The sequence below is a fragment of the Mesorhizobium sp. WSM4311 genome, from assembly GCF_002295115.1.
GTDB lineage: Bacteria > Pseudomonadota > Alphaproteobacteria > Rhizobiales > Rhizobiaceae > Mesorhizobium.
On sequence record NZ_NSFV01000001.1, the window covers coordinates 299,234 to 320,583 of the forward strand.

Annotated in this window: 18 protein-coding genes; 9 read left to right on the forward strand and 9 right to left on the reverse strand. The window is 64.4% G+C overall.

Translation table 11 applies throughout. The features are described 5' to 3' along the window. Nucleotides 1-11: 11 nt before the first annotated feature. The 3 genes from CK226_RS01485 (at nucleotide 12) to CK226_RS01495 (ending at nucleotide 2,945) form a co-directional block, all read left to right on the forward strand. The gene (locus CK226_RS01485) at nucleotides 12-1,019 is read left to right on the forward strand and encodes a substrate-binding domain-containing protein (RefSeq protein WP_095773975.1); all 1,008 of its coding nucleotides are present in this window, start codon (nucleotides 12-14) and stop codon (nucleotides 1,017-1,019) included. An 85-nt stretch (nucleotides 1,020-1,104) separates the two neighbouring features. Next, nucleotides 1,105-1,902 carry an ATP-binding cassette domain-containing protein gene (locus CK226_RS01490; protein ID WP_095774037.1) on the forward strand — a complete coding sequence of 266 codons (798 nt, stop codon included), beginning with the start codon at nucleotides 1,105-1,107 and terminating at the stop codon, nucleotides 1,900-1,902. Further along, a complete protein-coding gene (locus tag CK226_RS01495; RefSeq protein WP_095787769.1) occupies nucleotides 1,899-2,945 on the forward strand; it encodes an ABC transporter permease in 1,047 nt (348 codons plus the stop codon). The genes CK226_RS01490 and CK226_RS01495 overlap by 4 nt, the downstream gene beginning before the upstream one ends. Before the next feature lie 51 nt (nucleotides 2,946-2,996). Here CK226_RS01495 and CK226_RS01500 read toward each other — a convergent pair whose 3' ends face one another. Beyond that, nucleotides 2,997-5,657 (reverse strand): UvrD-helicase domain-containing protein, encoded by a 2,661-nt coding sequence (locus CK226_RS01500; RefSeq protein ID WP_095790826.1) that lies wholly within the window; start codon nucleotides 5,655-5,657, stop codon nucleotides 2,997-2,999. Between the two features lie 84 nt (nucleotides 5,658-5,741). Beyond that, complete coding sequence (locus CK226_RS01505) at nucleotides 5,742-6,785, reverse strand: hypothetical protein (protein ID WP_245437627.1); 1,044 nt, start codon at nucleotides 6,783-6,785, stop codon at nucleotides 5,742-5,744. Between CK226_RS01505 and CK226_RS01510 the strand changes: the two genes are divergently transcribed. Then, nucleotides 6,772-9,087 carry a glucose/quinate/shikimate family membrane-bound PQQ-dependent dehydrogenase gene (locus CK226_RS01510; RefSeq protein ID WP_095790828.1) on the forward strand — a complete coding sequence of 772 codons (2,316 nt, stop codon included), beginning with the start codon at nucleotides 6,772-6,774 and terminating at the stop codon, nucleotides 9,085-9,087. The two genes, CK226_RS01505 and CK226_RS01510, sit on opposite strands and share 14 nt — an antisense overlap. A gap of 158 nt (nucleotides 9,088-9,245) precedes the next feature. On the opposite strand, the gene CK226_RS01515 is transcribed toward CK226_RS01510, so the two are convergent. Both CK226_RS01515 and CK226_RS01520 read right to left on the reverse strand, forming a co-directional pair. After that, complete coding sequence (locus CK226_RS01515) at nucleotides 9,246-9,683, reverse strand: hypothetical protein (RefSeq protein ID WP_095790829.1); 438 nt, start codon at nucleotides 9,681-9,683, stop codon at nucleotides 9,246-9,248. A 9-nt stretch (nucleotides 9,684-9,692) separates the two neighbouring features. Beyond that, the gene (locus CK226_RS01520; protein WP_142875846.1) at nucleotides 9,693-9,884 is read right to left on the reverse strand and encodes a hypothetical protein; all 192 of its coding nucleotides are present in this window, start codon (nucleotides 9,882-9,884) and stop codon (nucleotides 9,693-9,695) included. 239 nt (nucleotides 9,885-10,123) lie between these two features. Here CK226_RS01520 and CK226_RS01525 point away from each other — a divergent pair, with 239 nt between their 5' ends. Continuing rightward, nucleotides 10,124-10,972, forward strand: a complete 849-nt coding sequence (locus CK226_RS01525) for a dienelactone hydrolase family protein (protein ID WP_095791059.1) — start codon at nucleotides 10,124-10,126, stop codon at nucleotides 10,970-10,972. 10 nt (nucleotides 10,973-10,982) lie between these two features. Here CK226_RS01525 and CK226_RS01530 read toward each other — a convergent pair whose 3' ends face one another. Next, complete coding sequence (locus tag CK226_RS01530) at nucleotides 10,983-11,894, reverse strand: DMT family transporter (RefSeq protein WP_095790830.1); 912 nt, start codon at nucleotides 11,892-11,894, stop codon at nucleotides 10,983-10,985. An 89-nt stretch (nucleotides 11,895-11,983) separates the two neighbouring features. Between CK226_RS01530 and CK226_RS01535 the strand changes: the two genes are divergently transcribed. Continuing rightward, entirely contained in the window at nucleotides 11,984-12,463 is a 480-nt protein-coding gene (locus CK226_RS01535; protein ID WP_095791060.1) for an Lrp/AsnC family transcriptional regulator, read from the forward strand. A 48-nt stretch (nucleotides 12,464-12,511) separates the two neighbouring features. On the opposite strand, the gene CK226_RS01540 is transcribed toward CK226_RS01535, so the two are convergent. Beyond that, nucleotides 12,512-12,709, reverse strand: a complete 198-nt coding sequence (locus CK226_RS01540) for a hypothetical protein (protein ID WP_010910205.1) — start codon at nucleotides 12,707-12,709, stop codon at nucleotides 12,512-12,514. Nucleotides 12,710-12,955: 246 nt separating this feature from the next. After that, nucleotides 12,956-13,435 carry a thioesterase family protein gene (locus CK226_RS01545; protein WP_095790831.1) on the reverse strand — a complete coding sequence of 160 codons (480 nt, stop codon included), beginning with the start codon at nucleotides 13,433-13,435 and terminating at the stop codon, nucleotides 12,956-12,958. Nucleotides 13,436-13,598: 163 nt separating this feature from the next. Here CK226_RS01545 and CK226_RS01550 point away from each other — a divergent pair, with 163 nt between their 5' ends. Further along, the gene (locus CK226_RS01550; protein WP_095791061.1) at nucleotides 13,599-15,014 is read left to right on the forward strand and encodes an FAD-linked oxidase C-terminal domain-containing protein; all 1,416 of its coding nucleotides are present in this window, start codon (nucleotides 13,599-13,601) and stop codon (nucleotides 15,012-15,014) included. A gap of 49 nt (nucleotides 15,015-15,063) precedes the next feature. Here CK226_RS01550 and CK226_RS01555 read toward each other — a convergent pair whose 3' ends face one another. Beyond that, nucleotides 15,064-15,549 (reverse strand): Imm26 family immunity protein, encoded by a 486-nt coding sequence (locus CK226_RS01555; protein ID WP_095790832.1) that lies wholly within the window; start codon nucleotides 15,547-15,549, stop codon nucleotides 15,064-15,066. A gap of 164 nt (nucleotides 15,550-15,713) precedes the next feature. Here CK226_RS01555 and CK226_RS01560 point away from each other — a divergent pair, with 164 nt between their 5' ends. After that, nucleotides 15,714-16,235, forward strand: coding sequence for a hypothetical protein (locus CK226_RS01560; protein ID WP_095787779.1), 522 nt, complete (start codon nucleotides 15,714-15,716; stop codon nucleotides 16,233-16,235). 30 nt (nucleotides 16,236-16,265) lie between these two features. Here the strand turns inward: CK226_RS01560 and CK226_RS01565 are convergent, their stop codons facing one another. Next, nucleotides 16,266-17,252 carry a Dyp-type peroxidase gene (locus CK226_RS01565; RefSeq protein ID WP_095790833.1) on the reverse strand — a complete coding sequence of 329 codons (987 nt, stop codon included), beginning with the start codon at nucleotides 17,250-17,252 and terminating at the stop codon, nucleotides 16,266-16,268. A gap of 133 nt (nucleotides 17,253-17,385) precedes the next feature. Here CK226_RS01565 and CK226_RS01570 point away from each other — a divergent pair, with 133 nt between their 5' ends. After that, nucleotides 17,386-21,342, forward strand: coding sequence for an AsmA-like C-terminal region-containing protein (locus CK226_RS01570; protein WP_095790834.1), 3,957 nt, complete (start codon nucleotides 17,386-17,388; stop codon nucleotides 21,340-21,342). Nucleotides 21,343-21,350 lie beyond the last annotated feature (8 nt).

Sequence of the window (21,350 nt, forward strand, 5' to 3'; positions counted from 1 at the left end):
AGGACAAGTGCATGAGCATCGCGATCAGAACGACACTTCTGCGCACGACCGTCGTGGCCGCCGCCACGGCGCTTTGCGCCGCAATCTCGACCTTGCCGGCACGGGCGCTCGACGCCCAGTGGTGCAAGGATGTCCATATCCGCTTCTTCGTCGGCGGCGCCGAGGGCGACGCTTTCGGCACCATCGTCTATAATGGCGCCAAGCAGGCGGCGGCCGATCTCGGGCCCAAGGTCGACTACATCTTCTCCGGCTGGGACGTCGAAAAGATGGTGCAGCAATTGCGCGAGGCGGTCGCGGTCAAGCCCAACGGCATCGCCATGATGGGCCATCCAGGCGAAGACGCGATCATGCCGCTGGCCGAGCAGGCGCATAAGGACGGCATCAAGATGATGTACCAGAACGTGCCGGTGCCGAAGGTGACGGCGGCGTTCGGCGGCGGCTATGTCGGCGCGCAGCAGGAGCAGCAGGGCCGCGCGCTCGGCGCCGAGGCGTTCAAGCTGGCCGGGCTGAAGTCCGGTGACAAGGCGATCATGATCGGCCCCTTCGACAATGAGAGCCGGGGCGCACGCGAGCGTGGTACGGTCGCCGCATTGAAGGAGGCCGGCGTCGATGTCGTGCAAATCAATTCCGTAACCGAGTGGGCCGCCGATCCGAATCTTGCGATCCCGGTGATCACCGCGGCCTTGCTCAACAATCCCAACGTCAAGGCGGTCGGTTACCCCGGCGGGCAGATGCTGGGCAATGTGCCGACCTATATGCAGGCCGCGGGGCGCAAGCCCGGCGATATCTTCAATTTCGGCTTCGACACCAGCCCGCAGATCGTCGAGGGCTTCAAGGGCGGCTGGGTGCAGCTGACAGCCGACCAGCAGCCATTCATGCAGGGCTATCTGCCGATCCTCAGCCTCTGCCAGCAAGTGGTTCTGGGTCTGGCGCCGATGAATGTCGACACCGGTGCCGGCTTCGTCACGCCGCAGAACTACGAGATCGTCTCAGAGCTCGCCAAGCAGGCGCTGCGCTGACCTCCCAAGGCTGCCGGCCGGGTTGGACCCGGCCGGCAGGACCGCCGGCAAAGGGCCGGCATGCGACAATGAAAGCGAGGATCCGATGGCCGAACGCATCATCGAACTGCGCGATATCACGAAATCCTACGGTCAGGTCTATGCGCTGGGCGGCGTCAATCTCAGCGTCGACCGCGGCGAGGTGGTCGGCCTCATAGGCGACAATGGCGCCGGCAAGTCGACGCTGATCAAGATCCTGTCCGGCGTGGTCAGGCCGACCACCGGCGACATCCTCGTGCGTGACAAGCCGGTGAGCGGCTGGAGCGCGGCGCGCTCGCGCGACGCCGGCATCGAGACGGTGTTCCAGGACCGGGCGCTGGCCGTGCAGCAGACCATCGTGCGCAACATCTTCATGGGCCGCGAACTGACCGGCTTCATGGGCTGGCTGAAGGTCAACAAGGAGATCGAGGAGGCGAGCCGGCTGATGCGCGAGATCGGCTTCACCTCGAAAGTGTTCACGCCGCACTCGATCGTCGGCCAGCTGTCGGGCGGCGAACGCCAGGGCGTGGCGATCGCGCGCGCCATCTACAAGCAGGCCGAGCTGATCATCCTCGACGAGCCGACCACGGCGCTGTCGCTGACCGAGACCGCCAAGGTGTTCCACTTCGTGCGCCAGGTGCGGGCGAGCGGACGCTCGATCCTGTTCATCGGCCACAACATCCATCATGTCTTCGACATTGCCGACCGCTTCGTGGTGCTCGATCGCGGCAAGGTGGCGCTGACCGCCGACCGCAGCGCGGTCAAGTCGGCGGAGGAGTTGATCAATTTCATGGAGGACGTCGCGCATCCCGGCGGATTGCCTGGGCTGCGCGAGGCCGGCGAAGCGGAGCAGCAAGCGCGATGAGCAAGACCATGGAACCCGATCTCGAAAGCCCTCTGCGCCCTCACGCCGGGTCCGCCCGCCAGGAGTGGAAACATCCATCCGACCACTGGCTTCGCGGCTTCGTCCTCGACAACCGCGCCTCGCTCGGCACGCTCGCCGTGTTCATCGTCATGATGGCGGTGTTCATGGTCGCCAACCCGACCGTGTTCACCACCTGGTATCTCTACAGCTCGGTGCTGACGACGCTGCCCGTGGCGCTGTTCGTGGTGGTGCCGCTGGTCTTCGTCGTCACCTGCGGCGAGATCGACCTGTCGTTTCCGGCGACGATGGGGTTTGCCGCCTGGGTTTTCGCCCTGGTGGTGCAGGCCGGCTACGACCCGTTCCTCGGCATTGCGGCCGCACTCGTGACGGGCATGCTGCTCGGCTTCCTCGTCGGCTCGCTGGTCGTCTATGGCGGGCTGTCGTCGCTGATCGCCACGCTCGGCATGAATTTCCTGCTGCGCGGCCTGATCCAGATCATCAACGAAGGCAAGTCGATGTCGTTGACCAGCCTCAGCAACAGCTGGGCCTACAAGATCTTCTCCAGCCAGATCTACGGCGTTCCGGTGCAGATCTTCTGGGCCATCGCCTTCGTCGTGCTGTCGGCAATGCTCTATAACAGGCATCGCTTCGGTGCACAGGTGAGGGTGGTCGGCGACAATCCCGACAGCGCCCAGCAGATGGGCATCGACGTCAAGCGCGTGCGGGTGAAGGTGTTCGTCTTCGTCGGCATAGGGGCTGCGATCGCCGGCACGTTTTCGGTGATGATCAACTTCACCTGGTGGCCGACGGCCGGCGACGGCTATCTCCTGCCGGTGCTGGCCTCGGTGTTCGTCGGCGGCACGCCAACCTGGGGCGGCATCGGCACGGTCGTTGGCGGCGCCATCGGCGCGGTCACCGTGTCGTTCATCCAGACCGGCGTGGTGGCGGCAGGCCTGAGCGGCTTCTACGTGCAGTTCTTCAACGGGCTGATCATCATCCTGTCGCTGCTCGGGCATAAGTGGAACCAGGCACGGTATCGGTGAGGGAAGCACTGCCGTTGTTGGAACGGCGCGAGAGCTGCTCGGAAGGGCAGCTCACACCGCCGCGACGAACCCGTCGAGCACGCGTTTCTGGCCGGCCTTGTCGAAGTCGATGGTCAGTTTGTTGCCTTCGATGGCCGAGATGTTGCCGTTGCCGAATTTCTGGTGGAAGACGCGGTCACCGACGCTGAAGGGCGACGGCTTGTCGGCGACGGATTTGGCGACCAGTTCGCCGTCGATGGTGCGGCCCTTTACGCTGGTGCGGCCGGCGCCGTAGCCCGAGTCGGTCTCACCATAGCCGATGCGCTCGACCTGGTGGCCGGAGCGTGTGCCCCAGTTGCGGTCGGTTGCTTCCGTGCGGTTGGCCTGCGCGCGCTGCCAGCCGGGCGTCGAATAGGTGTTGGAGAAGGCGCCGGATTTTTCGGTGTTGGCGCCGACACTGTCGAAACGCGAGGCGCCGTAGGGGTTCTGCCGCCCACCGCCACGGCCGGAGGCGAAGGAGCCACCGCCATAGGGATTGCCGTAGCCGCCATAGGAATTGCCGCTTTCGGCGATCTCGACATGGGATTCCGGCAGCTCCTCGAGGAAGCGTGACGGGATGGTCGATTGCCAGAGCCCGTGGATCAGGCGGTTGGAGACGAACCAGATATGCAGGTTCTTCTTGGCCCGGGTGAGACCGACATAGGCCAGCCGGCGCTCTTCCTCCAGCCCGGAGCGGCCGCCTTCATCGAGCGCGCGCTGGTGCGGGAACAGGCCTTCTTCCCAACCGGGCAGGAAGACCGTCTCGAATTCGAGGCCCTTGGCAGAATGCAGCGTCATGATGGAGACGGCGTCCTGCCCGGCATTCTGCTCGGCATCCATCACCAGCGCCACATGTTCGAGGAAGGAGCGCAGCGACTCGTACTCCTCCATCGAGCGGATCAGTTCCTTGAGGTTCTCCAGCCGGCCCGGCGCTTCGGCCGAACGGTCGTTCTTCCACATATCGGTGTAGCCGCTCTCCTCGAGAATGGTCTCGGCGAGCTCGGTGTGCGGCTTGGTTTCCAGCGCCTTCTGCCAGCGTTCGAAATTGGCGGCCACTTCGCGCAACGCGGCGCGCGGTTTCGGCTTCAGCTCGTCGCTCTCGGCGAGATTGCCGGCGGCCTCAAGCATTGGAATGCGAAGCGCACGCGCCGTGTCGTGGATCTGGCGGATGGTGGCTTCGCCCAGCCCGCGCTTGGGCACATTGACGATGCGCTCGAAGGCGAGGTCGTCGCCGCTGTTGGCGACGACGCGGAAGAAGGCCAGCGCGTCGCGGATTTCCATGCGCTCGTAGAAGCGCGGGCCGCCGATGACGCGGTAGTTGAGGCCGAGCGTGATGAAGCGGTCCTCGAAGGCGCGCATCTGGAAGGACGCGCGCACCAGGATCGCCATGTCGTTGAGATTGTGCTTCTGGCGCTGATAGGCCTCGATGGTCTCGCCGATGGCGCGGGCTTCCTCCTCGGAATCCCAGGCGGCGTGGACATTGACCTTGCCATCCTCGGGGTCGTTGCGGTCGGTGAACAGCGTCTTGCCGAAGCGGCCTTCATTGTGGGCGATGAGATGCGAAGCCGCGCCAAGGATGTGCGCGGTCGAGCGGTAGTTGCGCTCCAGCCTGATGATGGTGGCGCCTGGGAAATCCTTGTCGAAGCGCAGGATGTTGTCGACCTCGGCGCCGCGCCAGCCATAGATGGACTGGTCGTCGTCGCCGACGCAGCAGATGTTGACTTTGTTTTCGCTCACGGCCGCACGCGAGCTCCGCTCGCTGGCCTCCGCGGGGGCGGCCTGGCCGGCCGACGCCCGGCCGGGCTTGCGGCCTTCGGCCGATCGCGGATCCGTTGACGTCGTCGAACGCCCGGCGTCCGGTCGCTGCGCCAGCAGGCGCAGCCACATGTACTGGGCGGTGTTGGTGTCCTGGTACTCGTCGACGAGGATGTATTTGAAGCGCCGGTGGTAGTCCTTCAGCACGTCCGGATTGGCGCGGAAGATGCGGATGGGGTGGCAGAGCAGGTCGCCGAAGTCGCAGGCGTTCAGCGTCTGCAGCCGCTCCTGATAGGCCTTGTAGAGCTCGCGGCCCTTGCCGTTGGCGAAGCTGCGCGCGTCGCCCTCGGCGATATCGGCCGGACCTTGCCCCTTGTTCTTCCAGCCGTCGATCATCTGGGCGAACTGCTTGGCCGGCCAGCGCTTGTCGTCGAGGCCCTCGGCCTGGATCAGCTGCTTGATCAGCCGCACGACGTCGTCGGTGTCGAGGATGGTGAAGTCGGAACGCAAGCCGGCGAGTTCGGCATGACGGCGCAACAGCTTCACACCGATCGAATGGAAGGTGCCGAGCCAGGGCATGCCCTCGACATTGCCTTCGCCGATCAGGATGCCGATGCGCTGCTTCATCTCGCGCGCGGCCTTGTTGGTGAAGGTCACGGCGAGGATCTGCGACGGGAAGGCCTTGCCGGTGGCAAGGATGTGGGCGATGCGGGTGGTGAGCACACGCGTCTTGCCGGTGCCGGCGCCGGCCAGCACCAGAACCGGGCCTTCGGTGGTTTCCACCGCCAGTCTTTGTTCCGGATTCAGCCCCTTGAGATAATCGGGCGCACTGCTCTGGCCGCCGCGGGCAGCCATGGCGCGCGCGGCAATGCCCGACGGGGCCGTCGGCCGCGCATTGGGTTCATCGAAAAAGGGCATGTCTTCGGAAAAGCCGGACATCTTCCCCCCGAATGTAGTGATTCGGCAGGGAAAGACCAGAACTGTCTACGTTTTGTTCCGGGTAAAAGTGGCTTATCCGGCGGCTCAAGCCTTGCGGTAGCCGAGGGCGACGAAGAATCGATGGCCGAAGGAGCGCGCCTCGTCCGTCATCACCGCGCCCAAAGCGACCTGCATCTGGTCGTAGTAGCGGCTGCCGGCGGGTGAGGCCAGGAAGGCACCATAGAGCTTCAGGTCGGCCATGGACATATCCCGGTAGACATAGGCTGCAGATTCCATGGCCTCGCTGTCGATGTCACGGCGAAGCCCTTCGGTTTGCTTGCGCAGCAGGGCCATTACCTGGTCGTCGGGCAGGGGCTTTCCGGCCGCGCCCAGCATTTCGGAAAGCATGGCGTAGCCCATGTTCAAGGCGACGGCTTCTCCGGTGTCGACGGCGCTGATATCGTCCATCATCTTCCTGTACAATGCGAACCTGGCCGGATCCCTGGATGGAAGCTCGCCGAGGATTTTGGCGCCCTCGATCTTCTTGGCCTGCCTTGCTTGCGGCGACGAAGCCTGGATCTCGAGCGCGGTGACCTGTTTGCCCAGGGCTGAAGCATAAAACGAGGCCAGTTCGGACAGGTCCTTGGCACTGAGCCTGTCCGCCATCCGGGCTTCGATCGCCGCTTCCATCTTCTCCGGGTCAAAGGCACCTTCCATGGCGGCGGCAAGGGCGTCCAGGACCTTTCGCGGCGGCGTTCCCGGCGCCGATTTCACGGCCGCGGTGAAACCCGGGCCAATGCCCATCAGCATCTCGTGAAAGCCGTTCGCCTTGTTGATCTCCCTGATTGTCTGCGCCGGCGCGGCCACAGTGCCGGCAAAGAGCGGGACGAGGCAGTAGAGCATCAGCGCCATGCGCGTCAGCGGCGGAACGAGTGACGGCATTTTGCTTGCTCCACGGGAAAGACGATCCATGGAGACTGCGGGAAAACCCTGACGCAGGCAAGATGGATTGCCACCTTGGCGTGTGGGCAGCTTGACAGGCGGGGCAGGCGGGAGAAAGCTGTGCGCAGGGCAGGAGCGGTGCACCGGGTTGCCCATGGCCGCGTGAGCGCGCAACAGTCGAAGGAGTATCATCTTGGCTGTCACCATCACCTCTCTCGTTCTCTTTCTCCTCGGTCTGGCGCTTGGTGGCGGTGGCATCTGGCTGGCGTCGCTGGGGGGCAGTTGGTACTACATCGTCGTCGGCCTCGCCTTCCTGATCGCCGCCTGGCTGCTTTACCGACGCCGGTCCACGGCGCTCTGGCTCTATGCGGCGATCGTGATTGGCACGCTGGCCTGGGCGGTCTGGGAAATCGGTTTCGACTGGTGGGAACTCGGCCCGCGCGGCGGCATCATCGTGCTGGTGGCGCTGTGGCTGCTGACGCCTTGGGCAAGGCGGGGCCTTGCCGGGCCCGACGGGCGCGCGCCGCTGATCCTTGCCGTGCTGGCATCGCTGGCGGTGGCCGGCTATTCGATGACGACGGACCCGAAGGACATTGCCGGTGCGCTCGATACCGACAAGGTGATTCCCAACGCCAATCTGGGCAATGACGTGCCGGCGGGCGAATGGCACTTCTATGGGCGCACGCAGTTCGGCCAGCGCTATTCGCCGCTCGACCAGATCACGCCGGAGAATGTCGCCAATCTGCAGCCGGCCTGGACCTACCGCACCGGCGACGTGAAGGGGCCTGACGACATCGGCGAGACCACCTATCAGGTGACGCCACTCAAGATCGGCGACACGCTCTACATTTGCACGCCGCACAATTTCGCCATCGCGGTGGACGCCGCGACCGGCAAGGAAAAATGGCGCTACGATCCCAAGGTCAAGCTCGACAAGGACCGCCAGCACCAGACCTGCCGCGGCGTATCCTACTATGCCGATGCCACCGGCGCCGCCGGCCAGCCTTGTGCTGCCCGCGTCTACCTGCCGACTTCGGATGCGCGGCTGATCGCGCTCGATGCCGCCAGCGGGCAGGTCTGTCCCGCCTTCGCCGAGGGCGGCACGCTCAACCTGTTGACCGGAATGCCATACCCGAAGTCGGGCTATTACTACTCGACCTCGGCGCCGCTGATATCAGGCGGCAAGATCATCGTCGGCGGCGCGGTCAACGACAATTATTCGACGCAGGAACCGTCCGGCGTCATCCGCGCCTATGATGCGAGCACCGGCAAACTGATCTGGAACTGGGATTCCGGCAATCCGGACCAGACGCCGCTGCCGGCCGGCCAGACATACACCGCCAACTCGCCCAACATGTGGTCGACGCCGAGCGCCGACGAGAAGTTCGGCCTGCTCTACGTGCCGCTCGGCAACCAGACGCCGGACCAACTCGGCGCCGGACGCAGCGCCAATGTCGAGAAATTCTCCTCCTCGATCACCGCGCTCGACCTCAACACCGGGCAGTTGAAATGGGTGCGGCAGACCGTGCACCACGATCTCTGGGACATGGACGTGCCGGCGCAACCAAGCCTTATCGACATCACCAAGGCCGACGGCTCGGTCGTGCCGGCGCTGGTCGGGCCGACCAAGCAGGGCGACCTCTATGTGCTTGACCGGCGCACCGGCGAACCGGTGATCGCGGTCAAGGAAGTGCCGGCGCCCGGCGGTGCCATCGAGGGCGACCACACGTCGCCGACGCAGCCGGTCTCCGATCTCTCCTTCAACCCGAAGCCGCTGACCGATGCCGATATGTGGGGCATCACCATGTTCGACCAACTGGCCTGCCGCATCGAATTCCACAAATTGCGCTATGAAGGCCGCTATACGCCGCCCTCGCTGCAGGGATCGCTGGTCTATCCCGGCAATTTCGGCACCTTCAACTGGGGCGGGGTGGCGGTCGATCCGGTGCGGCAGGTGATGTTCGGCATGCCGACCTACTTGGCGTTTACGTCCAGACTCATTCCCCGCGCGGACGTGTCGCCGCCGGGTGACAACACCAAGGGCAGCGAGCAGGGGCTGAACCGCAATGAGGGCGCGCCCTATGCGGTGGTGATGGGACCGTTCCTGTCGCCGCTCGGCATCCCTTGCCAGGCGCCGCCCTGGGGTTACGTCGCCGGCGTCGACCTCAGGACCGGCACGATCAACTACAAGCACCGCAACGGCACCGTCTACGACATGACGCCATTGCCGCTGCCGCTGAAGGTCGGCGTGCCCGGCATTGGCGGGCCGATGATCACCGCTGGCGGCGTCGCCTTCCTGGGCGCGGCGGTCGATGACTATCTGCGCGCCTATGACCTGACCTCAGGCAAGCAGCTCTGGCGGGCCCGATTGCCTGCAGGCGGCCAGTCGACGCCGATGACCTACACGGTCGCCGATGGGCGCCAGTTCGTGGTCATCGTCGCCGGCGGCCACGGCTCGGTCGGCACCAAGCCCGGGGATTATGTGATGGCGTACGCGCTGCCGAAGTAGCTGGGCCGCGCCAGCCGAAAGCGCTCGCGGCGCTAGATCAGTTCACCGTTTCATGGAAACGGCGAACTGCTCTAACCCTTTTGTCTTGACGCAATTCCCAAGGCAAAGCGCTACGCGCTTTTCCCGGGAAAACCGCTTCACACTTTTCCTGGAATGCTCTAGCCGAGCCCGAGATGGCTCTTGAGGCTGGGCACCGAGCCCAGCACCTGGTTGGTCAAATCGGGGCCGGCGGCGGCTTCGGCCTGCTGGACCAACGTCTCGCCGGCCTTCTGGATCTGCGCCAGATCGAGGCCGGATGCCTTCAGCGCGGCGAGGCCGTTGACCAGCGCGCCCGCCTTTTCGCCGAGAACCCCGCCAAGCGCGCCTTGCAGCGAGGACAGGAAGCCGCCACCGCCACCGGCAGGAGCCGCGGCCATGACGTCATATTTCTGCGCCAGCGCATCGGCGCCGGGAATCTTGGCGAAGAAGGATGAGGCGCTGGTGCCTTCCGCCTCGTGCTCGAGCACCGAGAAAATGGTGCCGACGACTTTTTCGGTCGTTGCCTGGTCAAGACCGGCCTTCTGCGAGACGGTGGTCACGATATCCTGTACGTCCATGACTTCACCTCAACCCTGGGTTTTCGTGTTTGCCGGATGGCGCTGGCGGCTGGGGACCTTGACCATGGACTTCCGGTTCGCCGCCGCAATGGTTGCGGGCATCGCTGGAATGGCGGCTGCGGCAAGCATGAAGGCGGTTGCCAAGATCGGCGAGGTCATGGTCATCAGCTTTCCTTTCAGGCCCTTCAGGATCGCGGCCATGTCATGGATCAGCCGGATAGTCAGTTTCCCCCACTATTGTGGCAGCGCCATCAAGATTTGTCGCCGATGACAAAATTGTGATGATGGTTGCCGCAGCTTGCAGGGAACGGAAGCGTCACCGAGCCGTGACTGGACGATGCGGGCCTCGCCCCTATCTTGCGAACGCAAGGACACCAAAGTCGAGGAGCGCCCCCGTGACCAGATCCACCATCGCCGACAAACCTGTCATCACGCAGGCGATGATCGATGCCTATGACGAATACACGCATCTGACGCTCGATCGCCGCCGCTTCATGGAACAGCTGACCAGGCTTGCAGGATCGGGTGCGGCAGCGGCCGCGATCGCGCCGATGCTGGCGGCGAATTCCGCCCAGGCGGCGATCGTTGCCGAAAACGATGCCCGCGTGAAAGGCGAGGACATCAGCTATCCCGGCAGCGGCGGCGAGATAAAGGGCTATCTGGTCAAGCCGGCAAACCAGGCCGGCAAGCTCGGCACGGTCATCGTCATCCACGAAAACCGGGGGCTCAACCCGCACATACGCGACGTCGCCCGGCGCGTGGCGCTGGAGGGGTTCGTGGCGCTGGCGCCGGATTTCCTGTCGCCGCTTGGCGGCACGCCTGATGACGAGGACAAGGCGCGCGACATGTTCACCAAACTCGATCCGACGCAGACCGTCGCCAACGGCGTGGCGACCGTCGCCTTCCTCAAGGCCGACAAGGACGGCAACGGCAAGGTCGGCGCCATCGGCTTCTGCTGGGGTGGCGGCACGGCCAACATGCTGGCCGTCAACGCGCCCGGCCTCGCCGCCAGCGTCGCCTATTACGGCATGCAGCCGAATGCCGCCGATGCCTCGAAGATCAAGGCCGCACTGCTGCTGCACTATGCCGGGCTGGACGATCGCACCAATGCCGGCATCGATGCGTTCAAGAAGGCGCTCGATGCCGCGCATGTCGAATACACGGTCTATGTCTATGAAGGCGCCAACCATGCCTTCAACAACGATACGTCGGCGGCGCGCTATGACAAGAAAGCGGCCGATCTTGCCTGGGGCAGGACGATCGCCTTCCTGAAGGAGAAGCTAGCCTAGAGTCGTTGTTTCAGCGCGCCGGCTTGTGGAAGGCAACGCCGGCGACGACCAATGCGATCCCCAGGCAATCGCCAAGGCTTGGAATCTGGCGCAACACGATGACGCCGATCAGCGTCGCGGTGACCGGCAGCAGCGACAGCATCAGCGCGAAACTCGAGCGCGGCAATCGCGACATGGCAAGCTGGTCGCAGATGTAGGGAATGACCGAGGAGCAGATGCCGACGCCGATGGCGGCGATGAGCAGGGGCGGTGAGAAAAAGGCTGGCAGCGCGTCGCGGAAACCGATCGGCAGCACGACGACGAAGGCGACCGCCATGGCGGCACCCAGGCCGGCAATGCCGTCGCCGGCGCCGGAACGGGCGACACGGTGGCCTAGCACGATGTAGCCGACGAAGAGCGCGCCGTTGAGGAAGGCCCAAAACAGGCCGACGGGATCGCTGGACCATCTGACGTCGATGAGGAGCAAGGTGCCGGTGACGGCCACGGCAAGGGCGGCGAGATTGCGCAGGCTCCTGAGGCCGATCAGCGCGACGCCGATGGTGCCGACGAATTCGATCGCCGCAACCAGTGAGATCGGCAAGCGGTCGAGCGCCAGGTAGAATGAGCAGTTCATCACTGCCAGGCAGGCGCCGAAAGCCAGCAACAGCAGGCGTGTCGGAGGATCGGCGCGGGCGAGGGTTCGCCAGGGGTGCGTCAGGGGTGCAAAAATCAACGCGGCGGTGGCGATGCGCAGCCACGCCATGCCGAGCACGCCGACATGGGGGAAGAGCAGCACGGCGAAGGCCGGGCCGAGATAGTGGAAGATGGCGCTGACGCCGAACCAGACATGCGGCGGCAATTTTGTTGCCAGGCCAACGCCAGAGCCGGTGGAGGCGGGGGCAAGCACAGGGCCTGCCGTGGGAGCTTGCGCTTGATCGTCCATCGGATCAGTATCGCAGGCATTTTCCGCAACCTACATGGATGACGATCGACCTATCTGATCATATCTCTGTCGAAAGCAAGGATTTATCCGTGAAACGCCTTCGAACTGAAAATGTCGATCTCGACGCGGCCGACATGAAGATCCTGCGGCTGCTGGAAAAGGACGCGCGCGCCAGCACGGCGGAGCTGGCGCGCTCGGTCGGCCTGTCGGCGCCGAGTGTCGCCGAGCGCATCAAGCGGCTGCAGGAAAACGGCGTGATCGAGGCCTATTGCGTCAAGATCAATCCCGCCGCGCTGGGTCTGAAGCTGTCGGCATGGCTGCGCATCCGGCCGGTGCCGGGGCAATTGTCCGTCGTGGCCGAGATCATCCGTGAGACGCCGGAGATCGCGCAATGCGCCCGCGTGACCGGCGAGGATTGCTTCATCGCGCTCGCGCATGTCGGCTCGGTGGCCGAACTCGAACGGGTGATCGACCGCATCATTCCCTATGCAATGACGAATACAGCCGTCATCCAGTCGTCACCGGTGGTGGCGCGCTCGCCGCTGGCGGCGGTGAAGCGGTCGCCGTAAAGGCGGTTTGATTGGTTGCCCGGTGTTTTCGCGAGCCGTCTCGCCGGCCTATGCGTGGCCGCGCTTCAGGCGGGCGCGCTTCAGGATGCTGCGCCAGCGGATCATGTCGAACGGGATCGGCTCATTGTTGTTGGCGATGTGGAAGATCTCGTTGTCGACGTTCTTGAGCGAACGCCAGAAATCATAGTCCGTGATGCGCGGATCAGCGGCCAGCCTGTCCACCTCGATCTTGATGTCGGTTTTCATGCACGTCCCTCGAACCGGCTTCGCCCCGCCGTCCGTATCGCAACTCGATGCGGATCGTTTTCGACCGCTCCGCTGAGTCGTTCAACGGCTCAATTGGCTTGTTCCCGTTAAAACCTCGGTAAGGTTAATGCGGGTGCCGGGCGGCTTCAAGCATTGGGGCCGGCCGATTTGGGGGTTCCGCGATTTTGGATTGCCGGTGTGGCTTTGAGGTCCCGTCACTCTGTTCGGAGCGGTGTCGGCTTCGCCCTATTTGCGTTTGATGCCGATCGAGCGGCCGGCACGCTCCGGCATCGGCAGCACGGAATGGGCGGCGCGCATGGCTTCGACCTTGGCCATCACATCGGCGGGGAAGGGCGCGACCTTCGGCCCCGACATGTCGACATGCAGCGACAGCGTCTCGGAGGTGGCGGCGAGCCAGCCGTCGACATGGCGGATTTCCTGGAAGGCCCGGAGCCGTTTCTCGTCATGGTCGATGAGATGGAAGGACACCTGGACCTTGTGGTCGAGATGCAGTTCCTGGACGTAGCAGACATGGACCTCGGCGGTGTAGATGGTGAGACGGCGCCCCTTAACATAGTCCAGCCCCATGCCCATCGCCTCGAAGGCCTCGTCCGAGCAGCGGTCGAACAGCACGTTGTAATAGGCCATGTTGAGATGGCCGTTGTAGTCGATCCAGTCCTTCTCGATTTCCATGGGCCTGGAGACGAAGGGGGCAGGGATGGACATCGAAACTTCCTTGTTCTGGTGCTGGACAAATTGTGGCTGCGAAGACTTTTTTTGTTCTGACGCAATTCCGGACGGAAAACCGCTTCACACTTTTCCTGGAATTGCTTTAGGCATCCATAGCTGCATAACAAGCGTGGGCGCTGGTCCATTCGCGGAGGAATTCATGGCTCTGAGCGACCTCAATCCGGTCGAACGCAACGAGGAAGGCATCGCGGCGGTGCTCGGCATCCTCAAGCAGCAGTTCGGCGAGCGTTTTCAGACCGGCCAGGCCATCCGCTCGCAACACGCGCACACCACTACGTATATTCCGACACAGGCGCCCGATGGTGTCGCTTTCCCGGAGACGGCCGCCGAGGTGCAGGAAATCGTGCGCGCCTGTGCCGCGCATCGTGTGCCGGTCATCGCCTTTGGCGTCGGCTCCTCGCTGGAAGGCCACACCAACGCACCGGGCGGTGGCATTTCGATCGACACGTCGCGGATGAACCGCATCCTCGCGGTCAATCCGCAGGATCTCGACTGCACGGTCGAACCCGGCGTGACGCGCGAGGACCTCAACCGGCATCTGCGCGACACCGGCCTGTTCTTCCCGATCGATCCCGGCGCCAATGCCTCGCTCGGCGGCATGGCGGCGACGCGGGCGTCCGGTACCAATGCGGTGCGGTACGGCACGATGCGTGAGAACGTGCTGTCGCTGACCGCCGTCATGGCCGATGGCGAGACGGTGACGACCGGCAAGCGGGCGAAAAAGAGCTCGGCCGGCTACGATCTGACGCGGCTGCTTGTCGGCTCGGAAGGCACGCTCGGCATCATCACCTCGCTGACACTGAAGCTGCAAGGCATTCCGCAGGCGATCTCCGGCGGCGTCTGCCCGTTCCCGAGCGTCGAGGCGGCCTGCAACGCCGTCATCGCCACGATCCAGATGGGCATTCCGGTGGCGCGCATCGAACTGGTCAACGCGCTGCAGATGCGGGCGATGAAGAATTATTCGAAGCTCGACTACCCCGAAAGCCCCTGCCTGTTCGTCGAATTCCATGGCAGCGATGCCGGCGTTGCCGAACAGGCCGAGACCTTTGGCATGATCGCCGAGGAGAATGGCGGCGGGCCGTTCCTGTGGACCAGCGTCGCCGAGGAACGCACCAAACTGTGGAAGGCCAGGCACGATGCCTACTGGGCCTCGCTGACGCTGCGGCCGGGCGCCAAGGGGCTGTCGACCGACGTCTGCGTGCCGATCTCGCGCTTTGCCGAATGCGTCACCGAGACCGAGGCCGATATCGCCGAGATGGGCCTGATCGCGCCGATCGTCGGCCATGCCGGCGACGGCAATTTCCACGTGCTGGTGCTGATGGATGTGAACGACCCGAAGGAGATCGCGCTGTCGGAGAAATTCGTCGCGCGGCTCAACCTGCGGGCGATCGCCATGGACGGCACCTGCACCGGCGAGCACGGCATCGGCCAGGGCAAGATCGGTTTCATGCGCAGCGAGCTCGGTCACGGCGTCGACATCATGCGCACCATCAAGCTGGCGCTGGACCCGCAAAACATCATGAATCCTGGCAAGATATTGCCGGCTGTGGGGTAGATTAGTCGATGCTTGAAAGCTGGTGTGTGCGCAACCGAACCACCCGCATTTACGTTTTTTCGGCCAGTAGCCTGCTCAATCTGATTTCGACAAACCCCGCACCCATCAGTCCATCTTCCGCAAGGTCTGCTGGAAACACTGGTCTCCGTTCTCTGGTCCCCAGGACGATATCGTCGTCTGAATATCGGACGATCATGTCTGGCAAGATGCGTAGCGCGTCGTGATGGATGAATTCTGGGATAGGCCAATCGGTCCGGTTCCAGCCTACAATCTCTCCAAAGATCTCCCACTTGCCGTCCATGAGATGCAGATCGCCAAATCGCCCGACGACAATAGCTTCAGTTGGCAGAAGATCGCTCACATTGGTATCCGCTGAAAACATTCTTGGTCCGAAAAAATAGCCCAGAAGTATTCGTCCTCGCGGAGCCATTCTCGCCACCAGCCCCCTCGCAAAGCCTCCATCAGGCAGGGGAATACGAAAGACCGAGCCTTCGCGATATGGCAACCGTTTCGCCAACTTCGATCCCCCGATCATTTATCGCTGCCAAGCTAGTCCACTGTCGTCTAGGATTGCCAGCAGACAATTTTCTGACTGAGACCGCAACCGAATAGCTCGTCTTGACCGCGCCGTCATTCGGGTCGAGGCTTCTTGCGCGGCAGGTCTGACAAGACAGGCGTTGCCAGCGGAGGAGAACTGTCATGGCCATTTCACGCAAGGAAGAAGCGCGCGCACTGAGTGCCGATGAGAAGGAACTGGTGGAGAAGTCGCATCATCCGGTGGTGCAGGAGCTTTCCGACGTCGACCTTTCCGGACTGGTCAAGCTGCTTCGCGGGCGGCGCGACAAGGCGCAGGCCGAAGCACATCGCCGCCGCCGTGAAATACGCGGCAAGGGCGCGCCGAAGGGCGCTGCCGCTTCAAAGGCCGATGGCGGCTCGCAGGTCAAGCTGGCGGTGCTGGCGATGGCGATGCGGCGGCTCAATGGCGAGGCCGAACGGCGGCGCCAACTGGCGGCCCGCGTTTCACTGGTCGGGAACGCACGCAAGGCGCTGGCGATGAAGCAAAGTGCGCCGGCGGACGGTCCCGCGCACAATTCACGCACGGCTCACAAGGGCATGCGGGCCGTCGCCAACGAGCGGGCGCCGAAGCTGGTCCGGCCGGCGGAACTGGGCCGGCAGCGCAAGGCAGGCAAGGTGGCGCAAGCCAAGCGCGACGCACGCTGATCCCTGCGACAAGGGCTGTCGACAGCCGCTTTACCGTGCTGCGGGAAGCTGCTGCCGCACGCCCTCGACAAGGGCCTGCAGCATCGGGCGGGTCGGCGCGAAGAATGTCGTGCCGGTCTGCGGTGTCGAGACATCGAGCAGGCGGTCGTAGGCGCCCGGCGGATCGCCGACATACATGCGCTGCAGCATCTTTTCGGTGACCCAGAGATACCTGGAATAGCCGATGAAGTAGGTGCCGAACTCATTCTGCCCGGGCCGGCCGAACGGCATGTTGTCGCGCAATATGTCGTATTCGTTGCCTTCGGCATCCTCGATCGTGGCCAGCGATTTGTGCGATTTGCGCGGGGCTTCGTCATCGTCGATCTCGATGTTGTCGATCTTGGTGCGGCCGATGATCGCCTCCTGCTCAGGCGTCGGAATGCGCGCCCAGGCCTGCATGTCGTGCAGGTATTTCTGGACGACCACATAGGAGCCGCCGGCAAAGTCGCCATCCTCGTCGCCGATCAGCGCCGAGGCCGGCAGGTCGAGGCCGGTCGGGTTGGCAGTGCCGTCGATGAAACCGAGCAGGTCGCGGGCATCGAAATAGCGAAAGCCGGTCACTTCATCGACGACGGTGACATCAGGGCCAAGCCGGTCGAGCAGGATACGCTCGAACTCGAAGCACATGTCGGGCCGTTCGGCCCGGATATGGAACAGAAGGTCGCCCGGTGTGGATGGCGCCGAATGGACCGCGCCCTTGATCGGCGCGAACGGTTTCAGTTCCTGTGGCCGCCGGCGGGGGCTGAGCCGATCCCAGAGATCGCGGCCGATGCCGGCAATGCACGACAGGCGGCCGCCAAGATCGCGGAAACCGACAGTCTTGACCAGATCGCCAAGCTCGCCGAGCACGGAACAGACCTTGGCCAGGGCGGGCTGTTCGCCGGCGACGGTGACGACAAGAAAAATCGCCGATTGCGAAAGCGGCGCATCGACGCTCTGCGCGTCGATCGGCACGCGGTCCCAGTTCTTGCCTGACATCTGAAAAATCTCCGCTTTTGCCGGATTTGTTTCAGATCGCCTGGGATGACGCAATACTGGATGAATTGCCTCTTTATCGACACGCGGATGCGGGTAGAGTGCGGCAGAATTTCAATCAACCTGTTCGGAGCTGATGCTCGCACGCCTGTTCGTGATCTTCGGTGGCCTGTTCGTACTGGTGCTGTGCGCGGCGCTGGTGGTTCCGTACTTTGTCGACTGGACCGGCTACCGCGCCCAGTTCGAGCGTGAGGCAAGCGCCATCCTCGGCCGCAAGGTGACCGTGCAGGGCGACGCCACGGCTAGGCTGTTGCCGTTCCCGTCGGTGACCTTCTCCAGCGTTGCCGTCGCCGGCGGCCCCAATGGCCAGCCGGCCATGACCGTCGAGACGTTTTCGATGGATGCCGAACTGGCGCCATTCCTGCGCGGCGAGGTGCTGATCTTCGACATGCGGCTGGTGCACCCGAAGGCGACCATCGATATTGCCAATGACGGCACCGTCGACTGGGCGATGCGGCCGTCCTCGCCCTTCGACCTCAACCAGATCTCGATCGAGAAGCTGACGGTGACGGAAGGGCAGATCGAGCTGCGCCATGCCGCCGGTGGACGCAGCCATATCTTTTCCGAGATCAATTCGACCATTTCGGCCAAGTCTCTGGCCGGCCCGTGGCGCATGGACGGCACGTTGCGGCTTGACGGATTGCGCACCACTGTCGCGGCATCGACCGGCAAGGCCGAAGGCACCGGCCAGATGCGGCTGCGGCTGAAGGCCGATCCCGACGCCTATCCGCTGGTCATCGAAACCGACGGCAATGCCGGCATCGCCAATGGTGCCGCCGTCTATTCCGGCCAGTTCAAGATCTCCGGCGCCGATAAGAATTCAGCCCAATTGCGCGGCACCGATGGCGAGACGGTGAAGGTCAGCGCCGGCAAGCCCGATCCGGGCTTTCGCCTGAACGGCAAGTTCTCGCTCGACCACCAGAAGCTTGGCGTCGATGAATTCCGTTTCGAAACCGGGCCACTGGACAATCCCTACACCGCCGAAGGCAAGGCTTCTGTCGATCTCGGCCAGAAGCCTAATTTCGCCATCGAGGCCAATGGCGCGCAGGTGCAGTTCGACGAGGCGGTGGGCGCAGAAGCCGGCACCGGCCTGACGCTCGACCAGCGCATTGCCGGGCTCGAGCAGGCGCTGATCGCTCTGCCGAAGCCGACCATCCCCGGCACCGTCGAGGTGAAGCTGCCGGCTGTGGTGGCCGGCGACACCACCGTGCGTGACGTGCATCTGTCCGCCGAGCCGGCCGAAGGCGGCTGGTCGGTCAAATCGCTGGCCGCGACCTTGCCCGGACGCACCACGCTGGAAGCCGACGGCATGCTCAGCGTCGAGGGCCATTTCGGCTTCACCGGCTCGCTGCTGCTGGCTGTGGCGCAGCCATCCGGTTTTGCCGCCTGGCTGTCGAAAGATGTCGACGAGGCGATCCGCCGTCTGCCCGCCGCCGGCTTCAAGGCCAAGGTCGACCTGACGGAAAAGCGCCAGGCCTTCAGCGATCTCGAGCTGATCCTGGGCAAGGCGAAATTCTCCGGCCGCATCGATTCCAGCCAGCCTGACGAAGCCAGGCCATCGGTTCTGATGCGGCTCGAAGGCGGTGAGCTCGACGTCGACGGGCTGGCGGCCTTCGCCTCGATCTTCGTCAGCGACAAGGGCGCCAACCGCTTTGCCGACCGCGATCTCGATTTCCAGATCAAGGCCGGGCCCGTCAGCGCCGGCGGGCTGACCGCCGATACGGTGGATACCGCGCTCAGGCTGCGTGACGGCTTGCTCGAAGTCGACCGGCTGTCGGTCGGCGGATTGGCCGGCGCCTCGATAAGCGCCACCGGCCGGATCAAGGATTTCCCGGCGAGCCCGACCGGCAAGCTCGACGCATCGGTTGTCGCGGTGGACCTCAAGCCGCTGATCGACGTCGCCGCGCAGCATTATCCCGACAATGCGGTGCTGAAGGGGCTGGCGAGCCGCGCTGCCGCCTATCCCGACCTGTTCCAGGACGCACGCGTCGACCTCGTGGCAAGTGCCGCCGACAATGGCGATGGCACGACGGGCCTGGCGGTGAGCGGACAGGGCAACGCCGGCGGCTCGGCCTTTTCGGCTTCGCTGTCGGGGAAGGGCGCGCCGGACAAGCTTCTCGAGGCGCCGGTGACATTGACCTTCAACGCCAAAAACCCGGATGCGACCGCGCTGCTGGCGCTTTACGGCCTGCCGGCGCTGCCGCTCGGCATGCTGGGCGAGGCAACGACCGACATCCAGGCGAAAGGCACATTGGGCGGCGGGCTGGCGACGACTTTCAGCCTTGCCGGCAATGACTTCAAGGCCAGCTTCGAGGGAACCGTTGCCGACACGCCGCAAGGGCCTGCCGCCAAGGGCAAGATCAATCTGGATGCGGCCGACATCGAACCGTGGCTGATGACGTCGGGCATCGGCCTGCCGGGCATGGGGGCAGGCATGTCGACATCGCTTTCGGCGCAGGGCGACTATGGCAATGGGCTGCTCGTGCTGGACAATGTCAGCGGCGCGATCAACGAGGCGGCGGTGTCCGGCGACGTCAACATCGACGCCAAGGACGGCGTGCCACATCTGGCGGGCGCGCTGGCACTCGACGAGCTCGATCTCGATCCGATGGCCGTGGCGCTGTTCGGCGATTCCGCTTTCCTTGTCGACAAGAATGGCGCCGACAAAAGCGCGAGCGAGAAGGGCGGCTCCTGGCCGGCAGCACCCTTCAGCCAGAAGTCCAGCCTGCCGTTTACCGCCGCTCTCGACCTGACGACGGCGGCGCTTGCCGCCGGACCGTTCGCCACCGCCTATGACGCCGCTTTTTCGCTGAAGCTCGACCAGGAAGGCATCCGCGTTTCGGACCTGAAGGCAAAATTTCTTGGCGGGGCGCTGACTGGCCTGTTCGAGTTGAAGAACAATGAGGGCACCGGGCTTTTCACCGGCCAGATGAAGCTGGCGGGCGCCGATCTGGCAACCGTATTGCCAGATAGCGGCATTGGCGGCGTCGGCGATTTCTCGACGACGCTGTCGACCAGCGGCAAGTCGGTCGATGCGATGATCGCCGCCCTCTCGGGTTCCGGCACGGCGACGCTCAGGGGTTTGCAGGTGGCGGGCGTCAATCCCGACGCGTTCAACGCTCTGCTGGCCAAGGCGGACGCGATCGGGCGCGACATCGATGCGGCCAAGACCGCTGATTTCGCGCCCGGGATCGCCGCCGATGGCAATTTCCCCGCCGGGAATGCCGACATCGCCTTCACGATCGCCGGCGGCACGCTGAGGGCACCGCCGATCAGCCTCGAAAACCCGGAGGCGACCTTGTCCGCCGATGTCACGGCCGATCTCAATACCAGCACGGTTTCCGCCAAGGGCGCCATTACCTATCGGCCCGGCGATGAGGCGCTGGTCGGTTCCGAGCCGGTCGTCAATTTCACCGCCGAGGGGCCGTTCGGCGCCGTCAAACGGCAGTTCGACAGCGAGCCTTTGGCGCAGTTCCTGACCCAGCGCGCGCTGGAGAAGGAGCAGCAGCGCGTCGAGGCGATGCAGGCGGCGTTGCTGGAGAAGCAACGCCTGCGGCGCGAAGTGCGCTACTATGCGGCACTGCAGGACGCGCGCGACAAGGCCGCCGAGGAACTGCGCCAGCAGGAAGAGGCGGCGCGGCTGAAAGCCGAGGCCGATGCCAAGGCGAAAGCGGAGGCTGACGCCCAGGCGCAGGCTGAAGCGGATGCCAAGGCGAAGGCCGACGCGGAAGCGAAAGCCAAGGCTGATGCCGACGCGAAGGCCAAAGCCGATGCCGACGCCAAGGCCGCGGCCGAGCGGCAAGCCGCCGACGAAGCAGCCAAGGCGCAGGCCGAGCAGGAGCGCCAGAAGGCGGAAGAGGCGATGCGCATCGCCACGCAGGAAAAGGCCAGGCTGGAAGCCGAACGCAAGGCCGCCGAACAGGCGCCCAAGATCGAGCCTGTGCCGTTGCCGCAAGCCAACGACAACCCGCCGCCAGCCAAGCCGAAGTCCAATCCGTTCACGATCGATAATTTGTTGAAGTCGTTGCAGTAGCGGTAGGG